At 44.1% G+C, this 17756-nt stretch carries 14 protein-coding genes and 1 pseudogene; 8 read left to right on the top strand and 7 right to left on the bottom strand.

The window, feature by feature from the left end; translation table 11 throughout:
• Positions 1–36: 36 nt before the first annotated feature.
• Together rpmA and rplU are read right to left on the bottom strand one after the other, a co-directional pair.
• Positions 37–294: a 50S ribosomal protein L27 gene (rpmA, locus tag ELS82_RS11410; RefSeq protein WP_004409945.1), complete on the bottom strand. Its 258-nt coding sequence runs from the start codon at positions 292–294 to the stop codon at positions 37–39.
• A gap of 20 nt (positions 295–314) precedes the next feature.
• Positions 315–626 carry a 50S ribosomal protein L21 gene (gene rplU, locus ELS82_RS11415; RefSeq protein ID WP_038207969.1) on the bottom strand — a complete coding sequence of 104 codons (312 nt, stop codon included), beginning with the start codon at positions 624–626 and terminating at the stop codon, positions 315–317.
• A 268-nt stretch (positions 627–894) separates the two neighbouring features.
• On the opposite strand from rplU, the gene ispB reads away from it, so the two are divergent.
• The 4 genes and pseudogenes from ispB to nagB all read left to right on the top strand — a co-directional run bounded on the left by ispB (position 895) and on the right by nagB (position 5850).
• Positions 895–1866 carry an octaprenyl diphosphate synthase gene (gene ispB, locus ELS82_RS11420; protein ID WP_134835597.1) on the top strand — a complete coding sequence of 324 codons (972 nt, stop codon included), beginning with the start codon at positions 895–897 and terminating at the stop codon, positions 1864–1866.
• Positions 1867–2222: 356 nt separating this feature from the next.
• Positions 2223–3497: pseudogene (locus ELS82_RS11425) on the top strand (bifunctional lysophospholipid acyltransferase family protein/GNAT family N-acetyltransferase); the annotation flags it as partial.
• Positions 3498–3812: 315 nt separating this feature from the next.
• Positions 3813–4835 carry a TRAP transporter substrate-binding protein gene (locus ELS82_RS11430; protein WP_244230781.1) on the top strand — a complete coding sequence of 341 codons (1023 nt, stop codon included), beginning with the start codon at positions 3813–3815 and terminating at the stop codon, positions 4833–4835.
• A gap of 214 nt (positions 4836–5049) precedes the next feature.
• Positions 5050–5850, top strand: coding sequence for a glucosamine-6-phosphate deaminase (gene nagB, locus ELS82_RS11435; RefSeq protein WP_134835599.1), 801 nt, complete (start codon positions 5050–5052; stop codon positions 5848–5850).
• A gap of 176 nt (positions 5851–6026) precedes the next feature.
• Here nagB and ELS82_RS11440 read toward each other — a convergent pair whose 3' ends face one another.
• The 3 genes from ELS82_RS11440 to ELS82_RS11450 all read right to left on the bottom strand — a co-directional run bounded on the left by ELS82_RS11440 (position 6027) and on the right by ELS82_RS11450 (position 12037).
• Positions 6027–8831: a methyl-accepting chemotaxis protein gene (locus tag ELS82_RS11440; RefSeq protein WP_134835600.1), complete on the bottom strand. Its 2805-nt coding sequence runs from the start codon at positions 8829–8831 to the stop codon at positions 6027–6029.
• Positions 8832–9364: 533 nt separating this feature from the next.
• Positions 9365–11197, bottom strand: a complete 1833-nt coding sequence (gene glmS, locus ELS82_RS11445; RefSeq protein ID WP_134835601.1) for a glutamine--fructose-6-phosphate transaminase (isomerizing) — start codon at positions 11195–11197, stop codon at positions 9365–9367.
• A gap of 78 nt (positions 11198–11275) precedes the next feature.
• Positions 11276–12037, bottom strand: a complete 762-nt coding sequence (locus ELS82_RS11450) for a DeoR/GlpR family DNA-binding transcription regulator (protein ID WP_134835602.1) — start codon at positions 12035–12037, stop codon at positions 11276–11278.
• A 429-nt stretch (positions 12038–12466) separates the two neighbouring features.
• Between ELS82_RS11450 and pykF the strand changes: the two genes are divergently transcribed.
• Together pykF and ELS82_RS11460 are read left to right on the top strand one after the other, a co-directional pair.
• Positions 12467–13879: a pyruvate kinase PykF gene (pykF, locus tag ELS82_RS11455; protein ID WP_134835603.1), complete on the top strand. Its 1413-nt coding sequence runs from the start codon at positions 12467–12469 to the stop codon at positions 13877–13879.
• 216 nt (positions 13880–14095) lie between these two features.
• Positions 14096–14719: a GntR family transcriptional regulator gene (locus ELS82_RS11460; RefSeq protein ID WP_244230782.1), complete on the top strand. Its 624-nt coding sequence runs from the start codon at positions 14096–14098 to the stop codon at positions 14717–14719.
• A 65-nt stretch (positions 14720–14784) separates the two neighbouring features.
• Here the strand turns inward: ELS82_RS11460 and ELS82_RS11465 are convergent, their stop codons facing one another.
• Positions 14785–15480: an oxidative stress defense protein gene (locus ELS82_RS11465; protein ID WP_134835605.1), complete on the bottom strand. Its 696-nt coding sequence runs from the start codon at positions 15478–15480 to the stop codon at positions 14785–14787.
• A 111-nt stretch (positions 15481–15591) separates the two neighbouring features.
• On the bottom strand, positions 15592–16488 hold the full coding sequence (locus ELS82_RS11470; RefSeq protein ID WP_134835606.1) for a LysR family transcriptional regulator ArgP: 897 nt from the start codon (positions 16486–16488) through the stop codon (positions 15592–15594).
• Positions 16489–16601: 113 nt separating this feature from the next.
• On the opposite strand from ELS82_RS11470, the gene ELS82_RS11475 reads away from it, so the two are divergent.
• Together ELS82_RS11475 and ELS82_RS11480 are read left to right on the top strand one after the other, a co-directional pair.
• Positions 16602–17228 carry a LysE/ArgO family amino acid transporter gene (locus ELS82_RS11475; RefSeq protein WP_134835607.1) on the top strand — a complete coding sequence of 209 codons (627 nt, stop codon included), beginning with the start codon at positions 16602–16604 and terminating at the stop codon, positions 17226–17228.
• Between the two features lie 7 nt (positions 17229–17235).
• Positions 17236–17718: a YbaK/EbsC family protein gene (locus ELS82_RS11480; protein ID WP_134835608.1), complete on the top strand. Its 483-nt coding sequence runs from the start codon at positions 17236–17238 to the stop codon at positions 17716–17718.
• The last annotated feature ends 38 nt before the right edge of the window (positions 17719–17756 follow it).

A 17756-nucleotide genomic window follows, 5' to 3' on the forward strand; every position in this document is an offset into this window, starting at 1 on the left:
AGCTTGAAAGCTAATGAACAATTAAACTAGGTTTAATTACTCAGCTTCGATGCTAACGAATTTACGGTTTTTAGGACCTTTCACTTCGAATTTCACTTTACCTTCAGTAAGAGCGAAAAGAGTGTGGTCTTTACCGATACCAACGTTAGTACCAGCGTGGAACTTAGTACCACGTTGACGAACAATGATGTTACCTGCAAGAACAGACTCACCACCGAAACGCTTAACACCTAGACGTTTGCTTTCTGAATCGCGGCCGTTACGAGTAGAACCACCAGCTTTTTTGTGTGCCATTGTTAAACTCTCCTAATCGATTAAGCGTTGATACCAGTGATTTTCACTTCCGTGAACCACTGACGGTGACCAGCCTGTTTGCGAGAATGCTTACGACGACGGAATTTAACGATTTTAACTTTATCGCCACGACCGTGTTGTACAACTTCTGCAACTACTTTGCCGCCCTCTACAAGAGGAGCACCAACTTTAATGTCTTCACCGTTAGCAACAAGAAGAACTTTATCAAATTCAACAGTTGCACCAGTTTCAACGTCTAATTTCTCTAAACGAAGAGTTTGACCTTCGCTTACACGGTGTTGTTTACCACCAGATTGGAAAACAGCGTACATATCTTACTCCGCTTTTTCCGCACAGCCGTATGCTATTTGAGCATCAAGGGTGTGCGCTAAACTAATCATCAATAGGGCGCAGATTCTACAGAAAGGTCGCACCTATGACAAGCCATATTTTGAAAAAATTGGCGAAAAGCTAATCGCCAATGAAAAGTGCCGAGATCATGCCCGTTAAGCATGTATTAATCAACGTTTTTTAGTGTATTATTCAGCAAATAAACTCGATAAGAATACCTTACAAGTTCTAACTTCAGCCGGATTTACAATGGATTTTAAAGCTATCCAAGCACTCACCGCCAAAGACATGGCAAAAGTGAACGAAACAATTCACGCACAACTCAACTCTGATGTCTCTTTAATCAATCAACTGGGTTTCTACATCGTTAGCGGTGGTGGTAAACGCATTCGCCCTCTTTTGGCTGTTTTATCTGCAAGAGCCCTAGGCTACCAAGGTGAAGCACATACAACTTCTGCAGCGTTTATCGAATTCATCCATACTGCGACACTGCTTCATGATGATGTTGTTGATGAGTCCGACATGCGCCGTGGTAAAGCGACAGCCAATGCAGCCTTTGGTAATGCTGCAAGCGTGTTGGTTGGCGACTTTATTTATACACGCTCATTTCAGATGATGACCGAGCTAGGATCTTTAAAGATCCTTAAGCTGATGAGTGATGCGGTGAACGTCATCGCCGAGGGTGAAGTTCAACAGTTAATGAACTGCAACAACCCTGACACGACAGAAGAAAGCTACATGCAGGTCATCTATTCTAAAACGGCCCGCCTGTTCGAAGCAGCAACACAAATTGGCGCAATTCTTAATGACGCCCCAGAAGAAGTCGAACTTGCACTGCAGAACTACGGCAAATACTTGGGTACTGCGTTCCAGCTTATTGATGATGTGATGGATTACACATCGGATGGCGATGAGATGGGCAAAAACGTTGGTGATGATCTTGCGGAAGGTAAGCCTACCCTACCACTGCTTTATGCAATGAAAAACGGCACGGCAGAGCAAACCGCAATGATTCGTGAAGCGATAGAGAAAGCGAATGGAATGGAGCGCCTGAACGATATTCTGGAAGCGATGGAGCAAACTGGCTCGCTAGAATACACTCGCCAAAAAGCTTATCAAGAAGCAGATAAAGCCATTGCGGAGCTAAGCGTATTGGCAGAGTCGGAGTACAAGCAAGCACTCGTTACCATTGCGCATATGGCTGTACATCGCACCAGCTAGCTCTACCTCTATATAGAGAAAAAGCCTGAGTACTCACTCAGGCTTTTTAATATCTGACATATACAACAACGGGAACCTAAGGTTCCCGTTTTACCTCTTAAGGTGAGGTATTCCAGATCAGCAAAAACGAAGGTAATTTGGCTGCTATCCTCACTAAGGTCTAACGCCTGTATGTCACAGTGATAGCGATACCCGCATATAAAACTTAGCAACTAAACTTTAGGTTAGATACGAAATTAGTATGTTTTGTGAGCGATATATTTTTTAGATTAATTAAATAATCATTATTACACCGTATAAGCCAAAAAACGCCAAATTCTTACCGCTGTCACTAAAGTGCCCTCTTGTTTCATCTATTAGTCGACAAAAAGAGCAATAAAGTGACCGACAAAGCTTGGAGTCATTCCGTTAGTCGCTTAATTAGAAAATCACGTGCGACCTCAGTGCCTATATTCATTGAAGGACAAAACTCCAAGCGATTCTATCTAGCAGGTAAAGTCCACCCTCTACTTAAAACCTTATTACTCGGCCGAGAACTACTCAATAAGAGCAATGAAAAGATCCAGCTCTCTATTGGTACAGCGATCAAATATAAAGAAGTGAATGGATTGTCTGACGAGCAAATGACTAGCTACCTGCGTCTCAATACCTATCTTCAGCAAGAAGGTACTATTCACTCGTCACCAGCGGATATTAAAACTCCGCCAGTTCCGATCAACGATCCTGTTGCACTCCAAGATCAACTTAATGATCTTGCAGCACTTGAACGTGAACATCTACTACTCAGAAGCGGTGAGTTCGATGTTTATTGCACGGAATCTGAACGTATTCCTTCGATCATGCATGAAATTGGGCGGCTGCGTGAAATCAACTTCCGAAAAGCTGGAGAAGGTACGGGGAGAAATCTCGACATAGATAAGTACGATCGAGACTATCTGCAGCTATTTATATGGGATCGCGAAAACCAAGCTCTGGTTGGTGCTTATCGCCTTGGATTGGTAGATAAACTGATCGACAAACACGGTATTTCAGGCCTTTACTCACGCACTTTATTTCATTTCGAGCAACCTTTTATCAATAGCATGGGACCGGCTATCGAGATGGGACGCTCGGTGATCGATGAAAAGTACCAAAAATCGATGGCGCCATTACTGCTGCTTTGGAAAGGAATCGCTGCCTATGTAGAGCGAAACCCAAAATACACTCATCTATTTGGCCCGGTCAGTATCAGCAATGACTATAGCGAACGAACCAGGCAGCTACTAGCGGAAACCATGACCCTTCATCATTATCACCCTGAGATAGCCGAATTTGTCACCCCTTCCAACCCTCTGCCGCTACAAGATAAGAATTGGAATACATCCATGCTTACCGCACTGAGTGACATGCAATTACTCTCACGCCTGATTGCAAGAATAGATGAAGGGAAAAATGTCCCTGTGCTACTGCGTCAGTACCTAGGGCTGAACGGCAAGCTGATCTCTTTCAATGTTGATCCTTGCTTTAATAACGCACTAGACGGATTGATCATGGTCGATCTTCGCCAAGTACCACTGAGAACACTGGCGCGCTATATGGGCTCAATTCAAGCTGAGCACTATTTAAAACAACATGGTCAGCTACGCAATTGATTGAACCAAGATGTGCTGCGTGACCTAGGCAGCACTTCTCTTATCAAGTTACTTTCCCTTCTCAATAACTTTTTACTGCGTCAATGCATCAACCATCTAATAAAATCCAGTTATTTAAACTAGCAAAACATTTGTTTCTAGAGCCTCTATCTATTACCCCCTCTATATAGAAGCAAAATTCAGATTGACGAAAAATCAAACAGGATAAAAGCTAGCGGCATATAACAATCACAATGATAAGGAAGTCATTACGTCATGCTGCAAATAAAATCCCCCTTACGTACTCTGTTTACAGGTGCACTTTCACTATCACTAATGGTTAGCTCATTTTCCGCTTTTACTGCAGAAAAGGTTTATCGTCTTAAGCTTGCTGAGACTTGGGGACCAAATACTCCAATTTTGGGTGATGCTACCAAGAACATGGCCCAGTTAGCCGAAGAGATGTCCAATGGACGGCTGAAAATTCGTATTGATTCAGCCAACAAGCACAAAGCGCCACTGGGCATTTTTGATATGGTTAAATCTGGTCAGTATGACTTAGGCCACTCAAGCTCATATTATTGGAAGGGAAAAGTCCCTAACACGCTTTATTTCTCTTCGATGCCATTTGGTATGATTTCGACTGAGCAATACGCTTGGTTCTATCGCGGTGGTGGCATGGAGTTAATGGAAAAGGTTTACGCACCGCACAACCTACTTTCGTTCCCTGGTGGTAACTCTGATATTCAAATGGGCGGTTGGTTTAAGAAAGAAATCAATTCAATTGAAGATCTACAAGGGCTAAAAATACGCATTCCTGGGTTTGCTGGAGAAGTGATGGCGCGCGTTGGGGCTAAACCAACAAATATCGCACCGGGCGAACTGTATACCTCTCTGGAACGCGGTACGATTGATGCTTTGGAATGGGTTGGCCCAGCATTTGATTTACGTATGGGTTTCCAGAAAATTGCCCCGTTTTACTACACGGCATGGCATGAACCGGGTTCTGAAACGCAATTCCTAGTTAATAAGAAGACATGGGATAAACTGCCCGCTGATCTTCAGACCATTCTAGAGACCGCTTTCCGCGTAGCCGCCTTCGATATGTATACCCAAGCTGTCGACGCCAATGCCAATAGCTGGGCAACCATGAGTGCTGAGTACCCAGATATTAGGGTGAGAGACTTCCCACCAGCCGTACTTGAGGCGATGCAAATGGCTACTAATGAATTGCTGGCAGAGCAAGCTAATAAAGATGCTTTAGCCAAAGAAATTATTGAGTCACAAAAGCAGTACTTAACCAAAGTTCGTGCTTGGACGGATATTTCTTCGAAAGCTTATCTAGATAGCAATAACTAACCTCTCTGCACGCAGAGCAACGCTTTGCGTGCGCTTTTCTCAGAATAGAAAAAAAGCCAAAGATTCTTCCTCTTCGCACAGATAAGTGCACATTATTTGATCTAAAATAAGAGAAAAACCTCGCCTCTCCCGCAAAAACGCTAGCTTAAAATTCGCTCTTATTTTACAATGCAAATTAAGCATTACATCTGACAATTTTCTATAGGAAAGACAAATGAGACTGATTCCTCTAAATAACGCTGCACAAGTTGGTAAATGGGCAGCGCGTCACATTGCAAACAAGATCAACGCGTTCAACCCAACAGCAGATCGTCCATTTGTTCTTGGTCTACCAACGGGTGGGACTCCTCTAGCAACTTACAATGCGCTAATTGAACTACACAAAGCGGGCGAAGTAAGCTTCAAGAACGTTGTGACATTCAATATGGATGAGTACATCGGTATCCCAGCGGATCACCCTGAGTCATACCGCTCTTTCATGTACAACAACTTCTTCAACCACATTGATATTCAAGAAGAAAACATCAACCTGCTAGACGGCAATGCGGCAGACAACGATGCAGAATGTCAGCGTTACGAAGACAAGATCAAATCTTACGGCAAGATCAACCTATTCATGGGTGGTGTGGGTAACGATGGTCACATCGCATTCAACGAGCCAGCATCTTCTCTATCTTCACGCACTCGTATCAAGACGCTAACTGAAGATACTCGTATTGCGAACTCTCGTTTCTTTGATGGTGACATCAACCAAGTACCTAAGTACGCACTGACTATCGGTGTTGGTACACTACTAGATTCTGAAGAGATCATGATCCTAGTTACAGGTCACAACAAAGCACTAGCACTAGAAGCAGCAGTTGAAGGCAGCGTAAACCACCTATGGACTGTATCTGCACTTCAGCTACACCCGAAATCAGTAATTGTTTGTGATGAGCCATCAACTCAAGAGCTAAAAGTGAAGACAGTTAAATACTTCACTGAGCTAGAAGCTGAGAACATCAAAGGTTTCTAATTATCGCTTAATAGTGATAACCCAATTAAAAAGGCAGCTTATGTAAGCTGCCTTTTTTGTATCTATTACTTTCTGTAGCAACTAACTCCTCGCCGCGAGCAACTTGAAAGCAATGGCTTTAACCTAAGAAAAAGACAGCCTAGACTGCCTTTATTCCTATAATTTTAAAGCCGTATTTACACCTTAAATTGCAGCGTATATGCGTTCAGCTCTTCCGCCGATTGAGCCACTTCATGGCTTGCTCCAGCGAGCTGCTCGGCACTTGCCGATGTCTGTAGCGACATTTCACTGATGGTAGTAATGCTGCTACTCACTGTATCGGTCACTTTGGCTTGCTCTTCAGCGGCGGTCGATACTTGATCCATCATTGAATGAATGTGGTTGATCGACTCTAGTATTCCGACAAAGTTGGCTTTGGTTTGCTCAGACAACTCTTCTGTCATTTTGACCTGTTCTTCACAGCGCGTCATATTACTGCTTGCCGAATCAGCGGCTTGCTGAACTGAAGAGATCATTTGCTGTATTTCCGATGCAGATGTTTGCGTTCGCTGTGCCAGCGTTCGTACCTCATCGGCGACCACGGCGAAGCCACGTCCAGCTTCACCCGCTCGTGCCGCCTCAATCGCCGCATTCAGAGCCAGCAAGTTAGTTTGCTCAGCGATTTCTTGGATAACCACCAGAACATGACCAATTTCGTTGCTCTTGAGCTGCAAGGTTTTCATGTCTTGGTTCGCAGCAAACACTTCTTGAACCAAACTATTAAGCGCCATGCTGCCCTTATCTAATGTTTGCTGACCAGAGGTACTGGTATCACGCGCCGCGATCGATGCCTGGGCTACATCGTGGGTGCTGCGGGCGACTTGTTGAATCGATACGGTCATCTGTTCAATCGCAGAAGCAACCGACTCGGTCTCTCGATGCTGAGTTGTCACCGCATGCGTAGTTTGCTCACTGGCGACCGAGGTTTCCTCTGCTGTCGATGCAAGGCTTTGACTCGCTTCAACAATATGAGCAATCAGCTGTTTGAGGTTGTCTGACATTTCACGCAGCGCACCATACAGGCTATCGGTAGGAGCTTGACGATCAAATTGATAAGTTAGATCACCTTTTGCCACTTGCTGAGCCAGCAACATCATTTCTCTCGGCTCTCCACCAAGAGGCTTCTTGATCACCTTGGCAAGATAAATGGCGAGAGCTACGGTGAGCAGCAGCGTCCCAATCATGAGGTAAACAATACTGCTGCGAATCTTACTCACTGACGCAAAGGCTTCGCTTTGATCAATTTCAGCCACCAATGCCCAGCGGAAATCACCGATATCCAGCGGAGCATAAGACGACAACACTTGGTTACCGTTATAATCGCTGATGATCTTAGCACCTGAGTTACCCGCTAGGGCTTCCAATGTCGCTTCAGTTTTTACTCCATTACTTTCCACGCTACCAGCGAATGAAGCTGTCACAGAATGGGCTTCAGGATTCAAGTAAGAGTCAGAGCGCATACGATAATCAGAGCCCACTAAGTAAGACTCTCCACTTTCGCCCATACCTTCACGCAATTGCATCACCGCATTAATCGCATCCAATGATAATTGCAGTGCGACCACCATAATGACTTCACCCTGCTGATTTAATATTGGTTTAGCAATAAACGCAGCTGGCGCATCATTAGATGGGGCATAAGGCGCAAAATCAACAATCCCATATTGCTTGCTACTCAACACTTCACGCACTAACTGACCAAGATTGCTTGAAGCATAACGACCGTTAACTAGGTTAGTTTGATAATCGGCTTCTTTGGTCACGGTATAAAAAGCTTCACCACTTGGGTCGATCAAAAATAGATCGTAGTAACCATAACTTTCGATGTATTTTTGATAGAAATCGACACCTTGGTCATCTTTAGGTACGAAGGCCTCTGTGACATCTTTTTCAGAAATGATCCCCCACTGATGCTGATCATCTAACGTGATCGACTGCCATACCGACAACACTAGGTTGCCATTGTAATCAGTGATGATACTAGAGCCACCTTGCTTAAAAACTTGCTCAGAGGCTTGAGTCTCTACTCGAGTATTATTTTGGAACGACGCGACGACAGAATGGCCAACAGGGTCTAGACGAGAGTCAGAACGCATCAAGTTATCACTGCCAATCAGATAGGTTTCGCCAGTCTCACCCATACCTTGGACTTGGCCAGTAATCGAGTTGACTTTATCGATTGGAAACTGAAGCGCCGCGTAGCCAATCACCTTATCCTTCTGATCACTAATTGGGGTAACAAAAAATCCGGCAGGAACATTATTGGAGTAGTGATAAAGGGTAAAGTCACCAAAGTAAACGTGACCAAGCTTGGTAGACTGCTGCGCACGACTGAAGGCTTTCTCTAAACCCGAACCGATAATATTACTCGAGCGAACATTTTTACCGATATCCTGTTCACGGGTGGTAGTATAAACAATGTCACCATTAGTATTAATCAAAAATGCATCATACCAACCAAAGCTTTGCTGAAAGCGATCGACCTCTTCGCCATACTGCTCTGCAACCCCACTCCACTGGCGACCATTAATCTTGCCACCTTGGATCTGAAATGCGCGCTCAAACTCCTGCATCACCATTCTTGTGGTATAGGAGTCAGCAAACAAGCGCAAACTGAGTTTAAGCTGCTCAATATATTCGTTGATCTGATTCGCCTGCGACTGATTAATCGCCTCTAGTTTGCGAAACCCCTCCAATTGAAGCGTATTGGCGACATCGACCAATACATCCATATCTCCTTGCCGCTCAGCAAAAAACGCATTGATTTGGGCAGACTTAATGCTTCTTACAGTATCAAGCTGATTGTATGAACGCTCTGTTAGAGCGGTTTGACTTAACCACACAGAGTTTATGCCGAGGATCACCGCAGGCACCACACCGATAAAAACTAACGCCCCAATTATCAATTGAGAGAGTTTGAGTCGACCTAACCACTGGCCCATATATATCCCTATTGTATTTATTCGAAAAATTGACGCTTCTAACGACAACATTCGGTTTTTTGACGCGAAAAGGGGCGAAATAACCAGAAGTCAAACGTTAACGAGAGCATCAGCGCTATAAAAAAGCAGTGGTCAAGAGAACAATGATTAATGAATGAAAACAACCGTAAGTAAGACTTTGTAACATCTATCAATAACATGACTTGTATAGGCTAATTTACATAGAATTTGAGCGGATAAGAGGTTGTTCAGAAAGGAATAAGCGGATACGTCAATCAATCGATAAGACTGAATTAATAGCGCCAAGCCAATTAGTATCTAATCTATCAGTTAATCGATTTACCCATTGCCACTCGCCATTCGCTACAGCAAGGTGCTTGGTTGGTATGTAAACCTGATTGTGCAGTGGTCAGTGAGAAGGGTTTGAAACTGTTGAAGGGATAACTCCGGAGCAAACCCTTCATTTATATAGAGATATAAGCAAATAAAAAAGCGGTGCATCGACACCGCTTTGATTAACAACTCACTTCTAATTACTCAACGGTGACCGCTTTGGCAAGGTTACGTGGCTGATCGACGTCCGTCCCTTTGATTAAGGCAACATAGTAAGATAGCAGCTGCATTGGAATCGTGTAGTAGATAGGCGCTGTAATATCGCTGACATGCGGCATAGTAATGATCTTCATCGTTTCATCCGCTTCAAAGCCTGCTTCTTCATCAGCAAAGACGTACAGTAAACCACCGCGTGCACGTACTTCTTCGATGTTCGACTTAAGCTTCTCTAACAGTTCATTGCTTGGCGCAACAACCACAACTGGCATATCCGCATCAATAAGCGCAAGAGGACCATGTTTCAATTCACCCGCCGCGTAGGCTTCAGCGTGAATGTAAGAGATCTCTTTTAGTTTTAGAGACGCTTCCATCGCGATTGGATAGAACTCACCGCGGCCTAAGAATAGAGTGTGGTGCTTATCAGCAAAATCTTCTGCTAGCGCTTCAATATCCTTTTCAAATGAAAGTGCGGCATTGATTTGTGCTGGCAGTGCATGTAGCGCTTGTACAATCTCTTTTTCTTTCTCTTTAGAGACGCGGTCTTGCTGCTTACCTAGCGCGGTAACCAACATCAGCAATGCAGATAGTTGAGTAGTAAAGGCTTTGGTTGATGCCACACCAATCTCGACACCTGCACGAGTCATAAAGGCAAAGTCCGACTCACGAACCAGCGAAGAGCCCGCCACGTTACAAATTGTCATTGCCGCCATGTAGCCTTTCTCTTTGGCTAAGCGCAGAGCTGCCAAAGTATCCGCCGTTTCACCAGACTGAGATAGCGTAATCAACAGACTATTTGGACGAGTAACAAATTTGCGGTAACGGAATTCAGACGCGATTTCGACATCACAGCTAACACCAGCGATATCTTCAAACCAGTAGCGTGCTGTCATACCGGCATTATAAGAAGTACCACAAGCTACAATCTGAACATGTTCAACTTTGCTTAAGATATCTGCCGCGTTAACACCGATCGCTTCAGTCACCACAGCGTCATCGCTAATACGACCTTCCATCGTGTTGATCAATGCTGTCGGCTGTTCGTAGATCTCTTTTTGCATGAAGTGACGGTATTTACCTTTATCACCCGCGTCATGTTCTGCGTTCGACTCAGTAATATCACGCTCAACACGCTCACCTGTCATATCAAATACGGTCACTTCACGGCGAGTAATTTCTGCCACGTCTCCTTCTTCTAGATACATAAAGCGGCGTGTTACGTTAAGCAGAGCCAGTTGGTCTGAAGCAAGGAAGTTTTCGCCAACACCGAAACCAATCACAATAGGGCTACCAGAGCGAGCAACGACGATGCGCGAAGGATCTTTACGATCAACAGCGACAGTGCCGTAAGCGCCTTCTAATTGCTTAGCGGTTTTTTGTACCGCTTCAACCAGCGACGTAGAAGTGCGGAGTTCCCACTCGACTAGATGGGCAATCACTTCCGTATCCGTTTGAGAGTTAAATACGTAACCACGAGATTTTAGTAGTTCACGTAATTCTTGATGGTTTTCAATGATGCCATTGTGCACCACCGCAATATCACCAGACATGTGTGGGTGAGCATTCGCTTCTGAAGGTTCACCATGCGTTGCCCAACGTGTATGTGCAATACCAGTCCCACCGACGACACTCGCTTGTTCTACTGCATCAGCCAACTCTTGCACTTTACCCAAACGACGTACACGGGTTAAGTTTGATTCACCATCAACAACCGCTACTCCCGCAGAGTCATAGCCGCGGTACTCTAAGCGACGTAGACCTTCGACCAAAATTTCTGCTACATCACGCTGTGCTACCGCACCAACAATTCCACACATGTTTTACTCCATTTTTTCAATTCCGATTGGCAGCAAGCAAAGGCCATATTCGGTAAGTTTTTAAATTCGTTTATTTGTTTATGCGCAAATCACTTTAATGCCATGAGATTCGATTTTTTGTTTGTGCTCAGGCGCTAAGTCTTTATTTGTAATCAGGATATCGATGGCATCCCACGCTAATTCTAGGTTTGGTATCTTGCGAGCGATCTTTTCTGACTCGACCATCACAATCACTTCACGTGATACTTCTGCCATCACCTTGCTTAAGCCAACCAACTCATTAAAGGTTGTGGTGCCTCGATCTAAGTCGACACCATCCGCACCAATAAATAACTGGTCAAAGTCATATGATCGTAGAACAGATTCAGCAACTTGCCCTTGAAACGACTCTGAATGCGCATCCCAAGTGCCACCAGTCATCAACAAAGTCGGCTCACTCTCTAATTCGTTAAGGGCATTAGCGACATTGAGCGAGTTGGTCATCACCACCAATCCATTCATGCCATCAAGCTGTTTAATCAATGCCCCTGTCGTGCTGCCACTATCGATAACAATTCGATTATGTTCACGGATCAATTTGGCAGCAGCTTGAGCCAGTTCATTCTTTCGAATCGAAACATTTTCATTCATTTCATCACTAACCACTTCTTTTGGTAGTGCAATAGCACCACCATAACGGCGCAGTAACTGACCATTTTTTTCTAGCGAGGCAAGATCCTTTCTAATCGTGACTTCCGATGTTTCAAACTGAGCAGATAGCGCTTCAACGCTCACCTCTCCTTTCTCGTTCACTAGATTAGATATTGCGTGTCTTCTTAGCTGAGTGTTTCGTTTCGACATTTAACTAACACTTTAAAGTTTCGAACTGAAAGAAATTATAGTCAAGTCGAAACTTTTAAGTCCATTTATTTCGATCCAAAAAATTAATAAATAGCGATAAAACCTTGTCCTAAGACAAATGTTAAGCAGTGATATTGAAATGATTCGGTGGTAGAATTCGCAACCGAAAAGAAAAAAAATTACAGAATTGACCGTTATTTTTTTGCAACCTAGCGCCTATATCCTAGTTTTGTCACATAAATACGGCACTAAATCCCAATAAGTTGGTCATAAAATGACTAAACTTATGAAAGACTTTCAGTTCTGGAGCTAACAACATAACTGGCTATTTTTATAAGTTGGCAGGCACAAAATGCCTAAAAATAGCTTTGGCTTCAGACCAATAACCGACTTTCAAATTGTAACTATATCGACCGGAGAGTATCTTCCATGAAAAAGACCAAAATCGTATGTACGATTGGCCCTAAAACTGAATCTGTAGAGAAGCTAACTGAACTAGTAAATGCAGGCATGAACGTAATGCGCCTGAACTTCTCTCACGGTGACTATGTAGAGCACGGCACTCGTATCGCGAACTTCCGTAAAGTTATGGAAGAGTCTGGTAAGCAACTAGCTATCCTACTAGATACTAAAGGTCCAGAAATCCGCACTATCAAACTAGAGAACGGCGACGACGTTGATCTAGTAGCGGGTCAAGAGTTCACTTTCACAACTGACACAACTGTTGTAGGTAACAAAGACAAAGTTGCAGTAACGTACGCTGGCTTCGCAGCTGACCTATCTGCTGGTAACACTATCCTTGTTGATGACGGCCTAATCGAAATGGAAGTTATCTCAACAACTGACGCTGAAGTTAAGTGTAAAGTACTTAACAACGGTGCTCTTGGTGAAAACAAAGGTGTTAACCTACCAGGCGTTTCTGTAAACCTACCTGCACTATCTGAAAAAGATAAGAACGACCTTAAATTTGGTTGTGAGCAAGGCGTTGACTTCGTAGCAGCATCTTTCATCCGTAAAGCATCTGACGTTCAAGAAATCCGTGAAGTTCTAACTGCAAACGGCGGCGAGAACATCCACATCATCTCTAAGATCGAAAACCAAGAAGGTGTTGATAACTTCGACGAGATTCTAGATCTGTCTGACGGCATCATGGTTGCTCGTGGTGACCTAGGTGTTGAAATCCCAGCTGAAGAAGTAATCTTCGCTCAGAAGATGATGATCGAGAAGTGTAACCGTGCACGTAAGATGGTTATCACTGCAACGCAAATGCTTGATTCAATGATCAACAACCCACGTCCTACTCGTGCGGAAGCGGGCGACGTTGCTAACGCAGTAATGGACGGTACTGACGCGGTAATGCTTTCTGGTGAAACGGCTAAAGGTAAGTACCCAGTTGAAGCGGTAACTATCATGGCTCAAATCGCGAACCGTACTGATTCAGCGCTTAAAGCTGAGCTAGGTTCTCGTCTAGACAGCCCACGTCTACGTATCACTGAAGCGGTATGTAAAGGTGCAGTAGACACAGCTGAAAAACTAGCTGCTCCACTGATTGTTGTTGCAACTGAAGGCGGTAAGTCTGCACGTTCAGTACGTAAGTACTTCCCAACTGCGAACATTATCGCTCTAACTACTAACACTAAGACTGCTGCACAGCTAGTTCTTACTAAAGGTGTTACACCAGTTGTTGTTGATTCAATCGAAAGCACTGACGCATTCTACGTAGCGGGTAAAGAAATCGCTCTAGAATCTGGCCTTGGTAACAAAGGCGACATCGTAGTAATGGTTTCTGGTGCACTAGTTGCTTCAGGCACAACAAACACTGCGTCTGTACACGTTCTATAATTAATTAGAGTAAATCACTCAATTAAATAAAAAGAGGGCTTATGCCCTCTTTTTTTGTATTTCTTTCTTGCTCAGCTATTCAGTACGCTGTATTATCGACACCAACCAACGGTACTGCATACCATTAAATTTATATCGATTTTATATAGCCCATCTCTGTGCGCAAATGAGGAACGCAACGTGTCAAGTCCAACGTTAACTGACAAAGTATCAAAAATGATCCACCAAGATATTTTGAATGGAGTACTTCTACCAGGTCAAAAGCTTGTTGTTGCCGACTTAAAGCAAAGATACGCGGTTGGCGCATCACCTATCCGCGAAGCCTTAGTGCAACTTTCTTGGACAAAATACGTTAACCTTGAGCCACAAAAAGGATGTTGGGTAGCTCCAGTCTCGATTAGCGAACTCACGGACCTGTACGACAGTTTAAGATTCGTCACATCAGTACTGATTAAGCAAGCCATTGAAGTAGGTGACGAAAGTTGGGAACTAGACGTACTCACCTCATTCCATAAATTGTCACGTATTAAGCTGTCTAAAGATGACTTTGACTGGACTGAGTGGGAAGAGCGTCAGCATCAATTCCATGTTGCCTTACTCGAAGGTGCAGTGTCGAAAAACATGCTGAATTTCTTTAGCGATCTTATCAACCAAGTAAAACGCTACCGTTACTACGCGGTCGTTAATGGCTTAGACAATAGTGCGATTAACTTAGATGAGTACGAGATAATCATGAAGCTAGTGCTGGCAAAGGATGCAGGACAAGCAGCAGAGAAATTTGATGCTCACCTCAATCGAACCAAAGAGCAGATCCAGCAGATAATCGAAGCTGCAGCCTAAAGTCAGCCAACAAAAAATCGAGCTATAAGCTCGATTTTTTAGTTTATACAGTGTTCAACTTAGATTTAGTCTAACTTGTAAATCACATCCACTCGGTCACGAATAACAATACTTGAGTCTTGGTAACTGTTTGACTCTGTTCTCGCATCCATCGCCATAGAACGCATCAAAATTGGCTGACTGCCCGACATGTTGTAGTCGATACGCCACACGCCGTTAATCTCTTTGCCAAACCCTTTGGCAAGAGACTCCGCTTTACTATTGGCATCTTTAATTGCTTCAAGACGCGCTTGCTGTTGGTATGTCGCCTGATCTTTTACCTTCAGTTGAATGTTATCAACCTGATTGATCCCTGAGTTCAGTGCCAAGTCTAAATATCGATTAAGATCAGCGAGTTCATCAACTGTCACCGTAATGCTGCGTGATGCACGATAACCCACTAACTCCGGCTTACCTTTCTTCGGATAGTGATATTGAGGCGTGATGTAAAGGTTAGAGCTAGCGATATCATCGCTTTCCACACCTTCGTCACTTAAAGCCTTCAAAAATGCCGTAACACTGCTGTCTACTGATTGCTTCGCTTGCTCAGCGGTCATGGTTGAATCAACCACTTTCACCGAGAATTGGGCCATGTCAGGCTTAGCGACAACTTCTCCGTACCCTGTCGTGGCAAGATGTGGGAAATCCGGGCTGGTCGCAAAAGAGGCGAAACTGATCACAGACAGCGACAGCGCTGCTGTAACTTTAGAAAACACGTTCATACTTCATCACCATTTTAAATGCAGTTCTTACATCATAGATAGCGATCAGATTTAGACCATAGTCCTGATCAAGTTCTGACAAAGAATTAACCTCGAAAAATCGTTGTTACTCTATTTGGGCAGCAACTCTTTGGTGTGATTGATGATCGCCTGAGTAATTTCACTCAATAACTGAGTCTCAAGATGCCAATGATGCCAATAGATACGAAAGCTCATAAAGAAATCAGGCATCAAATCAACCAACTCACCCGATGCTAGCTCCCTCTCAATCTGCAATTTAGGGATCAAGCAGTAGGCGCAGCCCATCAGAGCAAGATTAACAAAGGCTTCTGAGCTAGCGACATGGTGATGCGTCACTGCATCTGATGAGATATTAAAATGCTTTTTGAGGAAATCTCGATGGAGCTGATCGTACTGATCAAATGAGACGGCAGGCGCATCGAGTAGAGCCTCACGATCAACGCCATTTGGGAAATACCTGGCAGCAAACTCCGGATTAGCAACACACACATAATCCATTCGACCTAAGTAATTCGCTTCACAGCCAACCATAGCCTTAGGCTCCATGCTTAGTGCGCCAATCACTTCGCCATTTTTTAACTTATCTAACGTGCGACCTTCACCGTATACGGCTAAGCTGAGTTCAACCTCTCTCGACTTCATCACTGGTGCTAATGCTGGCAGCAACCAAGTCGCCAAACTATCTGCATTGGTTGCGATCGCAGCTCGCTGAACTTTGCCTACTTTATTGCCATCAAATTCAGGAATAAATTCCGTTTCTAACAATTGTACCTGCTGGTACAAGGCCAGTAGTTTTTGGCCAACGGGTGTCGGTTTGGGCGGCTGTTCTCTGACTAAAACCGGCTGAGCCAAAAACTTCTCTAGCTGCTTCACTCGTTGCGAAACCGCAGATTGGGATACGAACAAGGCTTCCGCTGCTCGTTCGAAATTACCATAACTCACCACAGCTTCTAACGCTTCTATCCAACGATAATCTAAGCCACGCATAACGCCCCCACCAACATTAGAGATACTTATAAAGTATAAATATTATTAAATATACTTATACCATGCACTTGCTTATCTTTGTCGCCATTAACAAATAATCTGGAGACTTAGCCATGAATCTTTGGCTTCTACTACAAGGTTTCGGCCTTGGTGCGAGCATGATCATTCCTATTGGTGCACAAAATGCCTATGTTTTTAATCAAGGCATCAAACGGCAGCATCACTTAACAACCGCAACTATATGCAGTGTGCTCGACATTGTGTTTATTTCATTAGGTATCTTTGGTGGCGGAGCGTTGCTCGCGCAAAATGACACGCTATTATTATTGGTCACCCTAGGGGGGATAGCATTCCTGTCCGTATATGGTTTGCTGTCACTAAAAAGTGCTTTCAGTACACAGAAAGATGAAGATGCAATCCAGCACACACAACGAGGAAAAAGAGCCGTCATCCTTGGTGCGCTGGCTGTTACGGTGCTGAATCCGCATCTTTATCTTGATACCGTGGTGATTCTCGGTTCGATAGGTGGTCAATTCGAAGGTGAAGATCGTATGGCATTTGCGGTGGGAACTATGCTGGCCTCGCTAGTCTGGTTCTTTGCACTTTCGATAGGGGCGGCAAAACTTGGTCCAGCATTGTCACAACCGCGAGTAAAGCAAGGAATTGATATCGCCGTTGCCGTTATGATGTTTGCCATTGCTGCCATGTTGGCAAATGAGCTACTTAACCAAATTATCTAGGTATCACATGGATAAACTCGAAACGATTTACCAATTCAACAAAGGGTTACTGCAAAGCTTGTCCATTGACTATCAAGAATGGCAGCACGAACCTATTCTCGACTTTGTCACTGATGAAAAGGTTGCCAAGGAACTTGGCTGGACGGGCACCCATAGTAAAAGCCTGTTTTTAAAGCTAAAAGGAGCGGGATATGCCCTGCTATTAACCGATAAAGATAGCCGATTAGACAGTAAGGGGATAAAGGCACTAACAGGCAAGCGACCATCGATTGTCGGTAATGATGAGATGACTAAGGCGATCGGCTGTGTTCCGGGCGCAGTGTGTCCATTTGGCTTGCCAAGTCATATTCCCATTATCGTTGACCGTAGCCTATTTAGCTCAAAGGAGCTGCTTTACACCCCAGGGAAACCTGACTTCACGATTGGTTTACCAAGTTCACGTTTAATGGATATCTTGCAGGCGTTAGAAAACCCTATAATTGAGATGTAAAAAAGCGAGGCTCTAGAGCCTCGCTTTTTAATCGTTAG

This window comes from Vibrio ouci, assembly GCF_004551525.1.
Taxonomy (GTDB): Bacteria; Pseudomonadota; Gammaproteobacteria; order Enterobacterales; family Vibrionaceae; genus Vibrio; species Vibrio ouci.